At 49.5% G+C, this 16,494-nt stretch carries 13 protein-coding genes; 10 read left to right on the top strand and 3 right to left on the bottom strand.

What is annotated here, in order from left to right:
• Nucleotides 1-27: 27 nt before the first annotated feature.
• The 5 genes from K6Q96_RS03910 (at nt 28) to flgL (ending at nt 5,927) form a co-directional block, all read left to right on the top strand.
• Complete coding sequence (locus K6Q96_RS03910; protein ID WP_062663010.1) at nt 28-1,119, top strand: flagellar basal body P-ring protein FlgI; 1,092 nt, start codon at nt 28-30, stop codon at nt 1,117-1,119.
• A 3-nt stretch (nt 1,120-1,122) separates the two neighbouring features.
• Nucleotides 1,123-2,103: a flagellar assembly peptidoglycan hydrolase FlgJ gene (flgJ, locus tag K6Q96_RS03915; protein ID WP_251877941.1), complete on the top strand. Its 981-nt coding sequence runs from the start codon at nt 1,123-1,125 to the stop codon at nt 2,101-2,103.
• Nucleotides 2,104-2,157: 54 nt separating this feature from the next.
• Nucleotides 2,158-2,616: a hypothetical protein gene (locus K6Q96_RS03920; protein ID WP_251877943.1), complete on the top strand. Its 459-nt coding sequence runs from the start codon at nt 2,158-2,160 to the stop codon at nt 2,614-2,616.
• A gap of 228 nt (nt 2,617-2,844) precedes the next feature.
• Entirely contained in the window at nt 2,845-4,722 is a 1,878-nt protein-coding gene (gene flgK, locus K6Q96_RS03925) for a flagellar hook-associated protein FlgK (RefSeq protein WP_251877945.1), read from the top strand.
• A gap of 11 nt (nt 4,723-4,733) precedes the next feature.
• Nucleotides 4,734-5,927 carry a flagellar hook-associated protein FlgL gene (gene flgL / locus K6Q96_RS03930; protein ID WP_251877947.1) on the top strand — a complete coding sequence of 398 codons (1,194 nt, stop codon included), beginning with the start codon at nt 4,734-4,736 and terminating at the stop codon, nt 5,925-5,927.
• Between the two features lie 48 nt (nt 5,928-5,975).
• Here flgL and K6Q96_RS03935 read toward each other — a convergent pair whose 3' ends face one another.
• Nucleotides 5,976-6,863, bottom strand: a complete 888-nt coding sequence (locus K6Q96_RS03935) for an AraC family transcriptional regulator (protein WP_251877949.1) — start codon at nt 6,861-6,863, stop codon at nt 5,976-5,978.
• Nucleotides 6,864-7,081: 218 nt separating this feature from the next.
• Here K6Q96_RS03935 and K6Q96_RS03940 point away from each other — a divergent pair, with 218 nt between their 5' ends.
• Nucleotides 7,082-8,302, top strand: coding sequence for a sugar efflux transporter (locus tag K6Q96_RS03940; protein ID WP_251877951.1), 1,221 nt, complete (start codon nt 7,082-7,084; stop codon nt 8,300-8,302).
• Between the two features lie 78 nt (nt 8,303-8,380).
• On the opposite strand, the gene K6Q96_RS03945 is transcribed toward K6Q96_RS03940, so the two are convergent.
• Nucleotides 8,381-9,580, bottom strand: coding sequence for an Acg family FMN-binding oxidoreductase (locus K6Q96_RS03945; RefSeq protein ID WP_251877953.1), 1,200 nt, complete (start codon nt 9,578-9,580; stop codon nt 8,381-8,383).
• A gap of 109 nt (nt 9,581-9,689) precedes the next feature.
• Between K6Q96_RS03945 and K6Q96_RS03950 the strand changes: the two genes are divergently transcribed.
• Entirely contained in the window at nt 9,690-10,694 is a 1,005-nt protein-coding gene (locus K6Q96_RS03950) for a helix-turn-helix domain-containing protein (RefSeq protein ID WP_251877955.1), read from the top strand.
• Between the two features lie 56 nt (nt 10,695-10,750).
• On the opposite strand, the gene K6Q96_RS03955 is transcribed toward K6Q96_RS03950, so the two are convergent.
• Entirely contained in the window at nt 10,751-12,847 is a 2,097-nt protein-coding gene (locus K6Q96_RS03955) for a tetratricopeptide repeat protein (RefSeq protein WP_251877957.1), read from the bottom strand.
• A 492-nt stretch (nt 12,848-13,339) separates the two neighbouring features.
• Between K6Q96_RS03955 and K6Q96_RS03960 the strand changes: the two genes are divergently transcribed.
• The 3 genes from K6Q96_RS03960 to K6Q96_RS03970 all read left to right on the top strand — a co-directional run bounded on the left by K6Q96_RS03960 (nt 13,340) and on the right by K6Q96_RS03970 (nt 16,483).
• A complete protein-coding gene (locus tag K6Q96_RS03960) occupies nt 13,340-14,482 on the top strand; it encodes a flagellin (protein ID WP_251877959.1) in 1,143 nt (380 codons plus the stop codon).
• Nucleotides 14,483-14,853: 371 nt separating this feature from the next.
• On the top strand, nt 14,854-15,993 hold the full coding sequence (locus K6Q96_RS03965; protein ID WP_251877961.1) for a flagellin: 1,140 nt from the start codon (nt 14,854-14,856) through the stop codon (nt 15,991-15,993).
• Between the two features lie 190 nt (nt 15,994-16,183).
• Nucleotides 16,184-16,483, top strand: a complete 300-nt coding sequence (locus K6Q96_RS03970) for a flagellar protein FlaG (RefSeq protein ID WP_002537883.1) — start codon at nt 16,184-16,186, stop codon at nt 16,481-16,483.
• The last annotated feature ends 11 nt before the right edge of the window (nt 16,484-16,494 follow it).

Consider the following 16,494-nt stretch of genomic DNA (forward strand, 5'->3'; position numbering starts at 1 on the left):
GCGTAACAAAGTTGCCGGAGAATTGACGTGAAGAGTTGGCTAAAGCTGTTTTTGATTGCCGTATTGATTGCCCCAGTGGCGCAGGCTGCCCGCATTAAAGATGTGTCGGAAGTTGCAGGCGTACGAAGCAACCAACTGGTGGGATACGGATTGGTGGTAGGTCTTGCCGGAACGGGTGAGAGTACACCGTTTACCGATCAAAGCTTTAACGCCATGCTGAAGAACTTCGGCATTCAATTGCCCCCAGGCACTAAACCTAAAACCAAGAACGTGGCGGCTGTTGCCGTGAGTGCTGAGCTGCCAGCGTTTTCTAAACAAGGTCAGAAAATTGACATCACAGTGTCGTCTATTGGTTCTGCAAAGAGCTTACGCGGCGGCACATTAGTGCAGACCTTTATGAAAGGTCTCGACGGCAAAGTCTACGCAGTGGCACAGGGTAACCTGATTGTTGGCGGCTTCAGTGCAGAAGGTGCTGACGGCTCCTCGATTGTTGGTAATACACCAACCGTTGGCCGTATTACCAATGGCGCAACAGTCGAGCAGGAAGTTCCTTCACCTTTTGGCCGTGGCGATCACATTACCTTCAATCTGTTTGAGTCTGATTTCACCACCGCGCAGCGCATGGCGGACTCCATCAACAGTTTCCTTGGACCAAATACCGCATCAGCGATGGATTCCACGTCAGTGCGTGTTCGTGCGCCACGTGATTTATCCCAGCGTGTTGCTTTCCTTTCTACGGTAGAAAACCTTGAGTTTGTGCCAGCAGACGCAGCCGCAAAAATCATTGTTAACAGCCGAACCGGTACCATTGTCGTTGGACAAAACGTTCGTCTTCGCCCTGCGGCTATTACGCACGGCGGTATGACGGTCACCATTAATGAAAACCTTCAGGTGAGCCAACCGGGCGCGTTTTCAGGTGGCGAAACCGTGGTAGTGCCAGATTCCGGTGTGGAAGTGACGGAAGAAGATGGCCGAATGTTCCACTTCAAGCCAGGTGTCACGCTGGATGATTTAGTCCGCGCCGTGAATGGCGTTGGTGCGGCACCATCAGATTTAATGGCAATCTTGCAAGCGCTCAAGCAAGCGGGCGCCATTGACGGTCAACTGATAGTGATTTAAGCCATGAAAGCACCATTAGATACCGGATTTATTCACGACCTCAGCCGCTTGGATATTCTTCGCCAGAAGGCGGCGAATGGTGAGCAGTCAGACGATGCATTGTATGCGGCGGCTGAACAGTTCGAAGCACTGTTTACTCAAATGCTGTTCAAATCGATGCGAAGTGCTAACGAAGCCTTCGAGTCAGATTTGATTGATAACCGTACCTCTAAGTTCTACGAACAAATGGCGGATGAGCAGCTTTCCAGTGCACTTTCACGAGAGGGCTCCCTGGGTCTGGCTGACTTGATTGTTCAGCAATTTAAAGGGCTGCAAAACAGCGAGCCTATGGACGTAGGTGATAACAGTGCGAGCGATCGTATTCGCCTACAACCAACCATACCACTCGCGCCAAATACGACGGAAGAGGAGTCAGCAGAGCAAGCACTGCAGCCGCTTTCTGAAGACACGGTTATTCCAACTCCACATATGCTGGCACAGCAAAACGCAGCGCCAAAAGTGGAAAGCAGTAAGCCATTCGAAACACCGGATGAGTTCGTTAGCCGCCTGACGCCTTACGCGAAAAAGGCAGCGCGAACATTGGGCACAGATCCTGCGATTTTGATTGCACAGGCCGCGCTGGAAACAGGTTGGGGTAAGAAGGTGATCGCCAATGCGCGTGGTTCCAGCCACAACCTTTTCAACATCAAAGCGGATCCCCGCTGGGATGGCAATAAAGTGGCGACTCAGACACTGGAGTTCCATGATGATATCCCAGTGCAGGAAATGGCTTCATTTCGTGCCTATCCTTCATATGAAGACAGTTTTAACGATTATGTGAGCTTCCTTAACCGGAATCCTCGCTATTCAACGGCGCTTCAACAGACAGCAGAACCGGAGCAATTTATCCGAGGTCTGCACCAAGCTGGTTACGCGACAGATCCTCAGTACTCAGACAAAGTGATCAGCGTATTCAACCGCGTAAAAGGAATGATGGAGCAATAACTCGCGAGAGCGGTAAGTTGTTGTCCGCTCTGTCACAGCGAAAGGTAGAAACCCATGGCAGAGCAACCATCTTCTCCTGAACAGGCACCAACGCCAGCTCCCCATAGTCTGGCGAAGCATGCTCAGGGTTCTATTCACCGCGATCCCTTTATCCGCGCCTTTCTTGATAAAACGCCGAAAGATATCGCGGAGTCGTTCACCGATGCACAACTCCTTCAACTAAAACTCATGTTTGGTACCCGTGCCAAGGCTCAGCATGCAGTTGACTTCCGACCTATCATTGGCGGTTTTGGGTGGAATTATTATCTGGTTTTCCTGTTTGGGCGTAACCGTCGTGAACTGACCCGTGCGGAGCAAAGAGCGGCGAGTGCAGGGCGGGTTGTTGCATTGTTGGTATGTAGCTTTGTACTGTTTTCTATTGTCATCACCTCGCTTTATTTGCTGAAGTCATTCCTTGGCATCGATCTTTTGCCCAACTTTTCGCTGGGTCTTTGGAGCTGGCTTAACAGTTGATATACCCAAACAGCCGGAAGATTTCGGTTTCAGCGATCATCTTCTGGTCGTCCCGGTAGATAACATGGCGGCAATCCCTTGCCATTAGCGGCACAGAGCGACGCCAAGTCGTTGAAAATATCACCCATCTTATTGAATTTCAGACCCTAAACTCTATGGCATGATTCTTGAATTGTTCTTTTCAATAGACAATTTCGTAGGTTATGCGTTTCCGCATACGGGGGCAGAATGGGGTTTGATCTGCTGACGCTCGGTTCACAGGGCGTTCTGACAGCACAGCGGCAGCTGAATACAACGGGTCACAACATCTCGAACGTGAATACTGATGGCTATAGCCGTCAGTCCGTTGAGCAGCGTGCCAATGACTCCGCCTATTGGTCGGCAAACCAATGGGGCCACGGTGTGCACGCGGCTGCGGTTCGCCGCAACTACGACAAGTTTGCGGTTAATGAATACAACATCACCACATCTGCACTGGCACATGCTCAAACCCGCAATGGCCAGCTCACTATGTTGGATGACATGATGTCCCACTCCGCGAAGAAAATTCCTGAGAATATGAATGAGTTCTATGGCGCAGTGAAAGGTCTGGCGGACAGCCCGAGTGATATGGGCGCCCGTAAAGTGGTGCTGGAAAAATCCCGCCTTGTTGCTGCTGGCCTGAACGACATCAACAATGTTCTGCAAAATCAGGAAGCGGACACCACGGTCGAAATTGATGCCACACTCCAGCGCATGAATGACATCGGCGCGGAAATTGTCGATATCCATAAAGCGATTTTGAAATCACAGGCGGTGGATAACGATCTGCTCGATCGTCATCAAAAACTGATTAATGAACTGTCTGAGTTTACCCAGGTAAGCGTGAACCAGCGTGATGATGGCCTTTATAACGTCATTATTGGCAGCGGTCATACGCTGGTGTCCGGTTTGCACTCGAGCGAACTGCAAACTGTGCCAGGTACACCGGACTACCAGAAACGCCGTTTGGCGCTGGTGGAAGGTAAAACGCTAAAACCTATCGACAATGATGACATCCGCGGCAAGTTGGGCGCGATGTTTGAATATCGCGACAACACGCTGGCACAGGCGCGCGATGAATTAGGCCGTTTGGCAGCAGGCTTTGCCATGTCAATTAACGAGCTTCAATCGCAAGGTTTTGATCTCAGCGGTCAGGTGGGTGAAAACATTTATGTGGATTTTAACAGTGAGGATTTCGCCCGCGATCGCGTGGTGAAAGCATCGGATTCCACCGCTGAACTGAAAGTCTACATTGACGATTTGGCTCAACTGAAAATCGGCGATTACCAACTGAAATTTGATGGCAGCCAATATACCTTGGTCGATCCTGAAAAGAACATGGTGGCGGTGACGCCTTCCGGTTCGCCGCCATCCATTGAATATGACGGTTTGCGTATTCAAGTCGACGTCGGCTTGGCTGCTGGTGAGCGAGTTATTCTCCGTCCAGTGCGACAAGGTGCGGGTCAAATTGCCGTCACCATGGAAGATCCGGCAAAAATTGCGGCACAGAGTTATGTCAGCTCCAAATCGGTTATTACTGGCCAGGGCAGCCTGGAAGTCCTTCAACAAGGGGCGCAGCAAGAATTTCAGGTCGCTATCTCGCCGGATGCCTCTCAATTCGCCGTGCTGGATATGAAAGGCAATATTCTCCTTGCGCCGCAGGCGTATCCACCGGCATCTCCTGTAACCGTGAATGGCACCACGTTTGAACTCACTGAGGGTGCAGCGGCTGAAGATATCTTTGCGGTCAGTCTGCTCCCTGCCGATGGTGAGAACGGAAACCTTATCCGCATGCAGCAACTGCAAACCCAGAAGCTGATGGATGGTGGCCGTTCTAGCTTGATTGATGTTTATGAAGGCCTGAACACGGATTTAGGTGTGCAGAAAGCCTCTTTCGCCCGCCTTGAGGATGTCAGCCGAGTTGAGCATGATGCAGCAGCAGGGCGCGTGGCCGAAATCTCCGGGGTTAACCTCGATGAAGAAGCGGCCAACATGATGAAGTTCCAGCAAGCCTATATGGCGTCTTCACGAATCATGACGGCTGCGAACGAAACGTTTGAAACCCTGCTGAATGCAACCCGATAAGGATCTGAGTGATGATTAGCCGTATTGCCAGTTTTCACAACTACCAGTCAGTGTCGAATGACCTGATGCGCCAGCAGGTGAAGTTGCAGGATAACCAAGATCAGCTTGCCACAGGCAAACGTGTGCTGACAGCGGGTGAAGATCCGGTTGCTTCGATTTATATCCAGAACTTCCGCCAGCAGGACAAGCAGCTTGATCAGTACATTGATTCGATCACGCTTGCCCGTAACCGTCAAACTCGTGCGGAAATTGCGGTGGATGATGCAGAGCAATTGGTCGACAGCGCAAAGCGCAAGACGATGGAAATGATCAACGGTTCCCTGTCTGATGATGACCGCACGGCTCACCGTCAGGATCTGAAAGGTCTGTTCGACAACTTCATGAATCTGGCCAACGCAAAAGATGAATCGGGCAATTTCCTCTTCTCTGGTACCCAGTCCAGTAAGCAACCTTTCTATCGCGACAGTGCGCTAAATGTGCGTTACGCCGGCGACAGCTATCATCGTACAGCGCAAGTCGCACCTGCGGTTGAAGTGCAAACCAGCGATCCGGGCGATCAGGTGTTTATGGAAATCAAAAACCCGTTTGGTGATTATCAGCCGGAATATGACTTGAACAGCGGTTCCTTGCTGCTGTTGGCACAGGCAACGAACACTAACAATGCTGATAACTCAGACTATGCCGTGAGTTTTGGTGTGGACGGTGCTGGGCAAACCACTTATGAGCTGACTCAAAATGGCAGCGTGGTAAGCGCAGGCGTCTACGATCCACAAAACGGCGTGCAGTGGGGAACACTGAGCCTGAGTTTTGAGGGTGAAATGCTGGATGGCGACAAGATTGTGTTAGAGCGTCAGGATACGTTTAACGTGTTTGATGCTTTTAAGAACGGAATCGAGCTGTCACATGAGAGTATCTTCAATGCGTCAGCAACCGCTGAATTGCATCAGGTGACCGAGCAGTTTTCTGCTGCCTTTAAGCACCTGAACAAGGCGCGTTCTGAAGTCGGTACCCGTCTGACGACCTTGGATAGACAAGAAAGCATGCACAAAGACTTCAAGTTGGTACTCAACCGTTCTCTCGGCACCATGGAAGACTTGGATTACTCGACAGCGGTGATCGACATGAATGAAAACATGTTGGCATTGCAGGCTTCGCAACAAGCTTTTGCTAAGACCAAAGATCTTTCCTTGTTCAATTACATCTAACCGATTCAGAGTACCTAAACACTAAAACGGGCGTAAAGCCCGTTTTTGCTATCCAAACAATTTTCTGAAGTCGGTCGGTGTCATGCCCTTGGTTGTCTTGAACTGCCTGTTGAAGTTAGACAGGTTAGAAAAACCCACCCGCTCAGCAACCACCGAAACGGGAATATTTGAGCGTACTAATATCTCGCAGGCTTTGCCAAGTCGATAATTTTTCAGGTGATCTGAAAAGCTGTCCGCGAAGTGTTTTTCAAACATCCGGTATACCGAGCTCTCGCTCATGTGGAGGTGGTTGCATATATCTTGAACAGATATTTGCTCATTGAAGTTGTCGGCGATAAACTGCTGCGCTTTTTCCAGTTTGTCGAGGATCGGCGTATCTTTCGCCACATAAAAGCAGAAAGGGCGAGAGGTCAGTGTTTGCGCTGATTTGTCTTCACACAGCAGCATAAGGATTTCCACCACCCGCACAAACTGTGCGGCGGGTTTCAGCTGCGCCGCGCCATTCATCAAAGGGTACAAAGCCTCAAACGTTGCTTTGGACAACATCAGCCCCTTGTTTGCGCGTACCAACATGTCACTAACGGCAGACAACGCCGGTACCGTGGCTACCAGGGATTGAATCCAAGACTGATCAAGCCAGAGCACATGAGAGCTGCTGGGGCGTTCTGGCGTGGCTGTTGAAGCAACGCGAGTCAGCATGTGCGGCAAACCGGGTCCGGTTACGTAGGCATTGCCATGTGCCGCCTCGCCGACGTAATCATCAATGATGATTTTTCCAGGGGCCACATGATGGGGATCGTAATACAGCACCAGCTCTATTTCATCGTGATAGTGCCAATCACACTGCACCCCCAGCTTGGATGTGGTGCATTGATAATCGACAAAATGCCAGCTTGGACTGACATCTTTTTGAACACGTTCGATGGTTGGCCGCATGAAGAAATCTCGTTGGGTGATAAATAAGTGCTGACACTATTTTTACATGGGTTGTCAGTATGGTAGAAGAAATTGAATGAATAGTATTAGTGGTTGCTCGATGGCTATCACACGAGGTGCATATTTGTCCCTAAACTGCACATAAATAACGAATACATGGTCAAGTCGACTGGCTGCTCAAATCAATGCGTCTAGGCACTTTTTGTGGGAATTAATGAATGAAAAACTATGTAAGTTTCTTAACTGATAGAGCCTCGCTTTGCTATCTGCTGGTCAGCTTGTTTGCTGGCTTGGGCTATGGATTTTTCTATCCACTTTTAGGGATTTTTGTTGTCGACGGACTTGATGCAACACCACTTGATATGGGCGTATTCCTGGCTATCTCGATATTTAGTGGCGTGATTGTTTCACAGCGTATTGCCAAACTCTCTGATGTAGGTTGGCATCGCCGCCAAATTATCTTGTTGGCGCAAGCAGCGTTTATTCTCGTCACAGCGCTCTTTATGGTAATCCGTGACTTTTATCTGGCGTTGGCCGTGATGGTATTCATCTCGAGTTTCTCAGCAGCGGCCCTGCCACAAATTTTTGCGATTGGTCGTGAATATGCCGATAAGGATCTCGGCGACAATAGCACGCTGTTTGTTTCACTGATGCGCGCCATGATGTCGATGTCTTGGGTGATTGGTCCGCCACTGGCATTCATCCTGTACGATGCATTTGGATTTAACGGTGCATTCCTGTTTGCCACTGCCACCACGGTTATTTCGGTATTGATTGTTTGGCGTATGTTCCCGTCAACCAAAGCAAAAGATACTGATAACACGGGGGAAGTGGAGGTGCGTCAATCATGGCGCAAGATTCAGGGAGCACCGTTATATTTGGGTGCGGTATTCATGTTGTTTTTGGCCAACAACATGTATGTCATGTCGATCCCTTTGTATGTAACAAAGGAGCTAGATATGGCAGGATCAGTGGCAGGCCAGTTGCTCGGCTTGGCAGCGTTTGTAGAAATTCCGGTGATGGTATTGGCAGGCCTGTGGGCAGCTAAAGTTGCACCACAGCGTCTAATGGTCTTAAGTGCGGCATCGGCGTGTCTGTTTTATATCTTATTGTTCAATGCTGACTCACTATGGCAAATGTATGTGTTACAACTGCTGAACGGTTTAGCTGTTGGTATCAGTGCCAGCCTCGGTATGGTCGTGATTCAGAACAAAATGCCAAATCAGATGGGCGTAGCGACTACCTTGTTCAATAACGCCATTATGATGGCAAGCCTGGCGTCCAGTGTGACAGTGGGGTTTGTGGCCGAGCTTCACAATTATCACGCAGTGATTCTCGCGATGCTGGCAGCAGGTGCTGTTGCCTTTGGTTTGCTTTTACTTTCGGCTAGGGAGACCCGACGTCCTCCTTGCACAACGAGCATTGCGGCGGAAGCGTAAGACAGGCAGCAGAAACGTAAGAGAAAACACAGAGAAGGTCAGCATCTGCTGACCTTTTTTTGGTACCAAGACAACCTATCAACTGGAAACTACGTCTTTCAACGCACGACGCGGGCTGGGGATTGCAGTCTGCGTTGGGTAGCCAGCGCGGAAAGCAAAAGTTGCCGATTGTGGCTTGCCGGATAACGCGCGCAGGTCATCCGCGAAGGTCTGTGGTTGCCCCAATTGTCTTTGCCTGTCAACGACTTCACAGGTCTGATTAACCGGCTGCATGGAAATACCTTGTGTTGTCGCCCAAAGGTGGATGCGCTGCCACAGTCGTCCTGCCTCAATATTTTGCTTTGAGCTGTAGAGATTATTCAGTGTTAGCAGACCGTGCATGGGAGTAGATGCCATGGTGCGCTGTGTTCCATCAATCCAGTATTGATTAGAAGACTCTTCCGACAAAGGCGGCATGATTTTACTGATAGCAGTTATAGCTGGGGGCAGACCAGCAGTATCGATATAAACACCATCGCGGTGCGCTTGCATATCTTTGTGGCTGAGTCTGAACCATTGGAAGCTGTCTGCAGACATTTGGTGGTCAGTGGCAATGAATCGCGTGGCGTTGACGGTTTGTTGGGTAAATGCTTGCCGTTGTGCTGGGTTGGTCAGCAGGGTAAGGCTGACATCGGGAAACGCTTCTTTGGCCAGCGCGTTCAACGCTGATACTAAGGACGTATCAATAGGCTTATCATGCAGATATTCACTTCGGTCAGTGTGTCGATGACCAATTGCTTGGTAGAGCTCGCTTTGTTCCTGTTTACTCGTTGGTGTCAGAGAAATTGTTGCAACATGCATAGGAAGGCCGTTCCAGGTTTGGTTGGTCAGATCTGTGTCACCAAGCAGTACCTTTGCATCAAACCCAAACGCGGGAGCAGCTTGGATCATGTTTTCCACCGCGCATCCCAGGCCAATACAAAGCTCGCGACCATAAACATCCATAGTGCCCAAATGACGCGATGTGTCTGCGTAGAGAAAAATCGCATTGTCGCGCAGTTCAAAAATCCAAGGTTGGGTATTGTGAGGGTTAGCAGCCAGCACGGCAGCATTGATGATGGCGAGTTCACCGTTTTTCGACGCTGATTGCCAGTCGGTCCAAGGCGTAAACGGGTCACCTTTTCCTACGCTGAACACGCCGTTATCCACGGCACGGTAGACGGTGCCACCCGCGACGACAACGCCTACACCCATTAATCCTTTTAAAAACTTTCGGCGGCCATTTGTTTCTTCACGCATTTTTCTTCCCTCGTTCCCTTTGCATTTTTTCCAAATGTTAGTATCGGAGCCATGACAGTCACAGAGACCGTAGACATCAAATAGGGACTCTGGTCATCAAGGGATGAAAATGGACACTTCACCAACGTTGGTCATGGGCTTTTTGCTGGGGCTAGACAGAATCCTGTCAGATTTAGGATGGGATACCGAAGCCATTAAAACACAGCTAAAACTGCCGAAAGACCTAAAAAGCTCGCCGGATGAGAGATGCGGGCTCAATATCTATAACGCGTTCTGGAAACTGGCTTTGGATCAGAGAAACGATCCGCTGCTTGGATTTAGGGTTGGCATCGATCCGGATTTCAAAGGTGCAAGTGCATTAGGCCAGGCCGTCAAACATAGCCCGACGTTGCGTCATTCTCTGCTGCAACTCAGCGAAATGTCGCCTCTTCTCAATCAAGCTCAGCGCATTGTGCTAGTGGAAGAAAATGACTTTGCCTGCCTTCGAATATTGAATGAAAGCGATGAGTGGGAAATGGAAATGCACACTGACCGAATGCTGGCAGGATTTGTTGCCTTCTCCCGTCAAAATTTGCCACTTGGTAGCTCCCAGACAGCCTTTATTGAACTTGAGCGCTCGTTATCAGAGCAAGAGCAAACAGTGGCCAGTGATTTACTGGGTTGTGAAGTGCTGGGTAGCAAAGCATTTAATCAATTGGTGTTTAATTCCCAATTTCTCAACATGCCGTTGAGTGACAGCAATGAGTATATCCATGGCGTCTTGTCGGAGCATGCCCGGCAATTAATGCAAGAGATTGCCGCCTCCGGTTCATTTGCCAATGAAGTGAAAAAGCGAATTGTCGACAGCCTTCATCACCAAAAGGCGAGTGCGGATGACATTGCTGAAAGTCTTGGAGTGAGCGCGCAATCGCTATACAGAAAACTCAAAGCAGAAGGGGAAACCTTTCAGGATATTCTGGACTCAACACGGCATGACTTAGCGGTGGCGTATTTGAAGCAAGGAAAACTGAGTATTAAGGAAATCAGCTATTGGTTGGCTTTTTCTGAACCAAGGGCTTTTCATCGTGCTTTCCGGCGCTGGGAAGGCTGTACGCCGAAAGAATATACCCAGTGAATTCAGATAAAAATTGGCCGCATCAGTTTGATGCGGCCATTTTATTTGGATTTGAATCAGCTTGCCTGAATGTGCCTGGCAATCGATTCTAGCAGCGGATATTTGTTTTCCAGCATAGGTGGGTAGAAGTAACCGAACTCGCTGTCGCAATACAAAGGTTCAGGCTGTTTGAAATCAGACTCTTCCGTGCCCGCAAAGAATACGTGGCAAGGGGTGCCAACAGCAGTAGTCAGGCGGTGTACTGCGGTACCCGCAGTGATCACTGCATCCAATCCTGTTATAACGGCAGCTGTACCGTCAAAGTCATCACGCAGATCCAGCCCTTCCAGCTGCAAAACTCTTATGCCAGAGAGCTTTTCAATCTTGTTAAGTTCTTTGCTGCAATCACCGTATTGAAGATTGATAAACACTGCGTCTGGAAACTGCTTCACTAAATGCGCGACTTCTTCCGCAATCAAGTAGTGGATGTTACGTGTTGCCGCAGCAAGGCCACTTCGCCAGCAAATACCAATCAATTTCTTCTCTGCATGTTGGTGACGTACTTCAGTCAACTTGGATTGCCAGTGCGCTTTGGTGTCTTCCGGCAAATTCACATATCCGGACTGGTAAACATGGCGGCCATGTTTTTCAAAGCAGATTCCAGCCAGGCTGCCACCGGCAACCCAAGAAGTAATGTTGTTCATGACTTCTTCAGGGATATAAATGTCTTCGCCTTCAATGCGCTTAATAGGCACCATGATGGCTTCTGGGTAAGCACGGTTGAGCACTGATTCCAAGCGCGGGTCACAAGCCACATAAACCTTTTGGGTGTTTTCCAGCACCATCGCAAGGTTATGGAAGTAAAGTATTTCGTCGCCAACCCCCTGCTCTGGCATCACCAGAACAATGTCATCTTTCGGGCGTTCAAGGTTCCACTGCGGCATGTTGCCGCTGTAACGCAAGCGACGATGACAGGTTAGGCCCAATTCATTGGCGCGGTAATAGTTTTCCCATTCGCCGAGGGTGCGGTAAACAAAGCTGATGTTAAAGCCTGCCTCTACATCATCTGGATACTTGGCAATGTAATCTTCAAGCAAAGCTTTTGATGCTTTGGCTTCACCCTTGTACCAAAGAACCTCAGCAAGATAAGTGGAAAGGCGCAGCTTGTTTTCTTCATTGGCGACGCTTGCCGCCTGCTGAATGTGTTGCTGACATTCCAAGATGGCTTCGGGCGTGAAGTTATGACGCGTCCGAAGTAACTGGAAGCTTGCTGTCGCCAGTCTGTTCAGCAAGTCCGTGTCGGTCGGATATTGCTTAATAAAGGTCTTGGCTTGTCGGTAGGCTTCCAGCCAGTTTTCTTCTTTTTCGTAGCTGAGCACAATCAAGCGGCAAAACAGTGGCTCTGCTGGCCAGGCATTAAGGCCGAAGCGAGCATGATCACGTGCTGCTTTGAAATCTTCAATCTTGATGGCACTGTGACTTAGCAGAACCACGATTTCTTTTTCTGACGTGTCTTCATCAAATGCACGCAGCAGGTTTTGGCGGGCAAGGCCGAAGTTTTCTTCGCCCATGTATAGCTTCGCTAAACCGAGTAAAGCAGAAGGATTGTCGCCAGCCACGCTGATCACGGCATTAAAAAGCTGTTTAGCCTGATCCAGATTGCCGCTTGTCACCATTTGGTTGGCGAGGGAGAGGGTTTCCAATACTTCGGCATCCATGGCGGCATTTTTCTGCGAGGCAATCTGATTGATCTGCTTTGCCGTGCGACGGCTCTCGCCCAGTTTACCGATAGCGGCGGTAAGTTGTTGCCGCATGGCGAGCAGTTCTTGGTGATCCGGTGCCACGCCAAGCAAGGCGTCCACGATCTCGAGAGCGTCTTTATTCATGCCGTTTTGCGCCAGCAGCGTCGCTTTATCAAACAGGATTGAAGCTTCGCCTGGCTCAACGGTCAGCGCATGATCCAGCTTTTTCAGTGCCTCTTGCCAGGCACCTTCTTCGCTGTCCATCACCGCCAGTACTTGCAGTACAGGCAAGGCATCGGGAGCATGAGAAAGAATTTGTTCGAACACCTCTCTGGCTTCGCGCTTTTTCTGATGTTGATAGAGCGAAACGCCATGCTCAAACGCTTGTTCCAGTGTCATAGCACTTTCATTGGTTTGGGAGGGATTGTTCATAAGGAATCCATATAGTTATTCGTGCGGAAAACTTAAGTTTTTAAACTAAATAAAAGACAGCAAATACCGTGCCGGAAGACGTTTAATTTATGGATAAATTCGCACGTATTTAGAGGGCGTACTGCTTTGTCTCTGTTTTGAGAATAAAAATTTATTCGAACAAAATGTGATTCATCCCTCTTAATTACAAGATCTGGTGCTATGGTTATGAGGAGGCAATGACCGGAGGCGGCAAGTTGCCGATTTTCTTGAGGAGAAAATCAAATTATTTGCCGTTTTGTTAATCGACTCCGCTCTCGTTGCTCCTAACTTTATGATAAACAAGACTTTCCAAAAATTGGCATGCTATTTGAATGACATTTGGCATGAGGTGTCAGTTGCACTGATACCGTTCCTGATAACGAACTGAAGGCTGGTCCCGCTTCTACATTCGGACAAGTTTGTCGCGGGTAGTCTGTTTCGCAAAATACGCGAAAGTCAAAGGAGAGCAAAATGGGTGTAACAGTTAACACCAACGTGTCTGCGATGACTGCGCAGCGTTACCTGAACAAGTCGACAAACGATCTAAATACGTCGATGGAACGCTTGTCGTCTGGTAGTCGGATCAACAGTGCGAAAGATGACGCCGCTGGTCTGCAGATTTCGAACCGACTCATCGCCCAGACCCGTGGCCTAGATGTTGCGATGCGCAACGCTAATGACGGTATCTCAATTGCCCAAACTGCAGAAGGCGCCATGCAGGAATCTACAAATATCCTGCAACGTATGCGTGACCTATCTCTGCAATCGGCGAATGGTGCGAACGGTAAGTCTGAACGTATCGCGATTCAGGAAGAAGTGTCAGCACTTCAAGACGAACTTAACCGTATTGCAGAAACCACTGCGTTTGGTGGCCGTCGACTGCTGAACGGTTCTTTCGGTGAAGCATCTTTCCAAATTGGTGCTGATTCGGGTGAGGCCATCATCATGGGCTTAACCAGTATTCGTGCTGACGACTTCCGTATGGGTGGTACCGAGTTTATTGCCGCAAACGGTAAATCAGCGGGTTGGGAAGTGGCAAGTACAGCAGCTACTCTGACCATGGCGTTCACGACCAAAGACGGTAATACTATCAACCTGAACATTGGCGCGAAAGCGGGCGACGATATCGAGGAAGTGGCGACCTATATTAATGGTCAGTCCGACGAGATGGTTACGGCGTCTGTCGATGAAGCTGGCCAGCTACAGATTTTCGTCGCGGAAGAGAAGCTCTCTGGCAACGTAACCTTTGGTGGTGGTTTGGCAACATCTCTTGGCCTCGTCACTGGCGCTGGTGCAGCAACCACGACGCAAGACATTGACGTCAGTGATGCGGGTGGCGCACAAATGGCGGTGGGCATTATCGACTCAGCCATGCAATATATTGATAGTCAGCGTGCTGATTTGGGTGCGAAGCAAAACCGCTTAAGCCACACCATCAGTAACTTGTCGAACATCCAAGAGAACGTTTCTGCGTCTAACAGCCGTATTCGCGATACCGACTTCGCGAAAGAAACGACAGAGCTCACCAAGGGCCAAATCCTGCAGCAGGCAAGTACCTCTATTCTTGCTCAGGCGAAGCAGTTGCCGCAGGCGGCGCTCAACCTGCTCCAGTAATCTGGAATACAGGTCCCGAAAAAGCGGCAAGCCATTGCCGCTTTTTTTGTGCTTTTTTCAGCAAACAGCCTGAGCCTCCTAATTATCACTTCTCCCCTAAGCCTTGTTATTACTGGGCTTTCTGTCTTTCTATCTGCTTTTGCCGACAAGTTTTTTAAATCATCACTAAAGTTTTTCCCTACTAAGGCGAAAACCTTCATAGCACCATGATTTTACGGCTTTTCACCCTCCTCGGTGGCTTGTAAAAAAAGTAGGAAAAAAAGTGTAAAGGTTTTTCCAAACCTGCCGTTACATGGGTTGTGAGAGATTTAGAACTGGTTTTCCCTGGGTTGCTGGGCGGAAGCCGGACTTAGTACCAAAGGAGAATAGTTATGGCTATTACAGTAAACACTAACGTGCCTGCAATGACCGCTCAGCGCTACTTGAACAGCTCAACCGACGCGTTGAACAATTCGATGGAGCGTCTGTCTTCGGGCTTCCGTATTAACAGCGCAAAGGATGACGCAGCAGGTCTGCAAATCTCTAACCGCCTGATTTCACAAAGCCGTGGTCTTGATGTTGCAGTACGTAACGCAAACGACGGCATCTCAATGTCACAAACTGCTGAAGGTGCGATGGAAGAATCCACCAACATCCTGCAGCGTATGCGTGACCTGGCGCTGCAATCTGCTAACGGTGCAAACGGTGACCAAGAGCGTGTGGCAATTCAAGAAGAGATCGTTGCCCTTCAAGACGAGCTGAACCGTATCGCGGAAACCACTTCTTTTGGTGGCGCGAAACTGCTGAACGGTACTTACGGTACAAAAGCATTCCAAATCGGTGCTGACGCGGGTGAAGCGGTCTTCATGGAGTTCAAGAACATCCGTGCTGACGAAGCGATGATGGGTGGTGCGACCTATAAAGCGACTGTGGCGGCATCTGCAGACATGGCGGCTTGGACCGCGACTGGTGGTGCAACTCTGTCTATGGCAATTACCAATGCTGACGGTACTACTGCGACTATCAACGTTTCTGCTAAAGCAGGCGACGATGTTGAAGAAGTGGCAACCTACATCAACGGTCAATCTGACGGCAAAGTATCTGCATCTGTGACTGAAAATGGCGAACTGCAAATCGTATCTGCTTCAGGTGCTGATGTTGCATTCACCGGTGCACTGGCGACCTCTCTGGGTATCGCAGGTGCAGCGAAAGTTGACCAAACAGTGCAAGACGTTGACGTCAGTACTGCAGGTGGCGCTCAGCGTGCAGTTGGCCTGGTGGATAATGCGATGCAATACATCGACTCACACCGTGCTGAGCTGGGTGCGAAGCAGAACCGTCTGAGCCACGCGATTGCGAACCTGGATAACGTTAACGAGAACGTTAGCGCATCTAACAGCCGCATCCGTGATGTTGATTTTGCTAAGGAAACGACGCAGTTCACTAAATCTCAGATCCTGCAGCAGTCTGGTACGTCTATACTTGCACAAGCGAAGCAAGCACCGTCAGCTGCACTGAGCCTGTTAGGCTAATAGCAAGACCAAAAAATGACGGTGAGCTTGCCTCTCACCGTCAATAGCTAACAGGAGGTGAACTACGATGGACCTATCATCCGTTTCGACGTCATCCCTGTCTCATGTGACTCCACAGTCAGGCACGAAAGTTGCTAGCAGTAAACAATCTGTGGAGGGGACTCAACCCAACATCACGAACCAGCGGCAGATGGCAGAGAATGTTGAAAAGCTGTCTCAACGCCGTGTAGAGCAAGTCCAAAAGCTTGAAGCTACACGGGAGATGCAGCAAGAACAGCTCGAAATGCTGGTTGAGCGACTGGATGAGTTTGTGTCTACCTTTAACAAAGGCTTGTCATTTCGACTCGATGAGAGTTCTGGAAGAAGCGTAGTTACTGTCTATGAAATGAGTAGCGGTGACATCATCCGACAGATTCCTGAAAAAGAAATGCTAGAGCTAGCACAGCAACTGTCTCTTCATGCGAGGGGGCTCGTTGCAGAAAAGGTATAACTGAGGTAAGT

The sequence above is a fragment of the Grimontia kaedaensis genome, from assembly GCF_023746615.1.
In the GTDB taxonomy this organism is placed as follows: domain Bacteria; phylum Pseudomonadota; class Gammaproteobacteria; order Enterobacterales; family Vibrionaceae; genus Enterovibrio; species Enterovibrio kaedaensis.